The following is a 2,616-nucleotide window of genomic DNA, read 5'->3' on the forward strand; positions in this document are numbered from 1 at the left end:
GAGCAGCGCCCGGGTGGTCGCGGTGGGGGCGAGGTGGGCGGTGATGCGGCCGCCGGGCCAGCCGATGTGGACGGTGACGGTGTCCGGGCCGGTGCCCGGACCGGTGCCGGTGGTGGTGTGCGTGCTCATGGCCCAAGTTCAACATTTTGTTGAAGTTCTGGGAAGAGGGGACCCCCTTGCGGGGATCGCTCAGGCGTGCGACATAATGGCCTTGTGAATGCATTCACATTCACAAGCGTGCCGTGTATGCGCAAGAAGATCCCGAATGCACGGACGGTTTGCCGGATCGGTCGCCCCGGCTCGGGCGGACTGATGCGGGGCGAGCGAAGGAGAGAACGACGTGGATCTCGCACTGGCGCCGGAGACACTGGCGCGCTGGCAGTTCGGTATCACCACCGTCTACCACTTCCTGTTTGTCCCCCTGACGATCTCCCTGGCCTCGCTCACCGCCGGTCTCCAGACCGCCTGGGTGCGCACCGCCAACCCCAAGTACCTGGCCGCGACCAAGTTCTGGGGCAAGCTCTTCCTGATCAACATCGCCCTCGGCGTCGTGACGGGCATCCTCCAGGAGTTCCAGTTCGGCATGAACTGGTCCGACTACTCCCGGTTCGTCGGCGACGTCTTCGGCGCCCCGCTGGCGTTCGAGGCGCTGATCGCCTTCTTCTTCGAGTCCACCTTCATCGGCCTGTGGATCTTCGGCTGGGACCGGCTGCCCAAGCGCATCCACCTCGCCTGCATCTGGATGGTGGCCATCGGCACCATCCTCTCCGCGTACTTCATCCTGGCCGCCAACTCCTGGATGCAGCACCCGGTGGGCTACCGCATCAACGAGGAGACCGGCCGCGCAGAGCTGACCGACTTCCTGCTCGTCCTCACCCAGAACACCGCCGTCGCCCAGTTCTTCCACACCATCGCCGCGGCGTTCCTCGCCGGCGGCGCGTTCATGGTCGGCATCGCCGCCTGGCACCTGCGCAAGCGCAAGCACATCCCCGTGATGCGCACCTCGCTGCGCGTCGGCCTGGTCACCCTGGTGATCTCCGGACTGCTCGTCGCGGTCACCGGCGACCGCCTCGGCAAGATCATGTACGAGCAGCAGCCGATGAAGATGGCCGCCGCCGAGGCGCTGTGGGAGACCGAGGGCCCCGCGCCCTTCTCGCTCTTCGCGATCGGCGACGTCGACAAGGGGCACAACAAGGTCGCGGTGGAGATACCCGGCCTGCTGTCCTTCCTCGCCCACGACAACTTCCGCGACCCGGTGCCCGGCATCAACGACACCAACGAGGCCCTGAAGGAGCGCTACGACGCGCTGTTCGGCCTCGGCGACTACCGGCCCAACATCGCCGTCGCCTACTGGGGCTTCCGCTGGATGATCGGCTTCGGCATGGCCTCCCTCGCGGTCGGCCTCGCCGGACTCTGGCTCACCCGCCGCAAGCTCTTCCTCGCGCCCGGACTGCGCACCGGCGAGGACGAGGTGCCGACGCTCGCGCTGACCAGGAACCGGCCGCTCGGCTCCCGGCTCGGCGACTGGTACTGGCGGCTGTCCGTCCTGACCATCGGTTTCCCGCTGATCGCCAGCTCCTGGGGCTGGATCTTCACCGAGATGGGCCGCCAGCCGTGGGCCGTCTACGGAGTGCTGCCCACCTCCTCGGCCGTCTCACCGAACGTCTCCCAGGTCGAAGTGATCATCTCGATGTCGGTGTTCACACTGCTCTACGCGATCCTCGCGGTCATCGAGGTGCGGCTGATCCTCAAGTACGCCAAGGCCGGCCCGCCCGAGCTGACCGAGGCCGACCTGAACCCGCCGACCCGCATCGGCGGCGACCGGAACGAGCCCGACAAGCCCATGGCCTTCTCGTACTGAGGCCCGAAGGAGACCGTGATGCAACTCCCAGAGATCTGGTTCGTGCTGATCGCCGTCCTGTGGACCGGCTACTTCTTCCTGGAGGGATTCGACTTCGGCGTCGGCGTCCTCACCCGCGGGCTGGCCCGCGACCGCCAGGAGCGGCGCGTGCTGATCAACACCATCGGGCCCGTCTGGGACGGCAACGAGGTGTGGCTGCTGAGCGCCGCCGGCGCCACGTTCGCCGCGTTCCCCGACTGGTACGCGACGCTCTTCTCCGGCTTCTACCTGCCGCTGCTGGTGATCCTGCTCTCCCTCATCGTGCGCGGCGTCGCCTTCGAGTACCGCGCCAAGCGGCCGGAGGAGAACTGGCAGCGGAACTGGGAACGCGCCATCTTCTGGTCCTCGCTGATCCCCGCGTTCCTGTGGGGCGTCGTCTTCGCCAACATCGTGCGCGGCGTACCCATCGGCCCCGACAAGGAGTTCGTCGGCAACCTGCTGGACCTCTTCGGCCCGCACGCCCTGCTCGGCGGCGTCCTCACCCTGACCCTCTTCACCTTCCACGGCGCGGTGTTCACCGCGCTCAAGACGGTCGGCGAGATCCGGCTGCGCGCCCGCCGGGCCGCCGCCGGGCTCGGCCTCGCCGCGCTGGCCTCCGCGGCCGCGTTCCTCGGCTGGACGCAGCTCGACCGCGGTGACGGCGCGAGCCTGGTGGCGCTGCTGGTCGCCGCCGGCGCCCTGGTCGCCGCGCTTGTCGCCAATGCCCGGGGGCGGGA

2 protein-coding genes are annotated in these 2,616 nt (G+C 68.4%); both read left to right on the forward strand.

Annotated features, from left to right (window positions below; genetic code table 11):
- Positions 1 to 340: 340 nt before the first annotated feature.
- Entirely contained in the window at positions 341 to 1,861 is a 1,521-nt protein-coding gene (locus tag FNX44_RS25920; RefSeq protein ID WP_143651410.1) for a cytochrome ubiquinol oxidase subunit I, read from the forward strand.
- An 18-nt stretch (positions 1,862 to 1,879) separates the two neighbouring features.
- Positions 1,880 to 2,616: cytochrome d ubiquinol oxidase subunit II (gene cydB / locus FNX44_RS25925; protein ID WP_143651411.1), on the forward strand; the 737-nt coding region annotated here is incomplete at its 3' end.

Source organism: Streptomyces alkaliterrae (genome assembly GCF_007097205.2).
Lineage (GTDB): Bacteria > Actinomycetota > Actinomycetes > Streptomycetales > Streptomycetaceae > Streptomyces > Streptomyces alkaliterrae.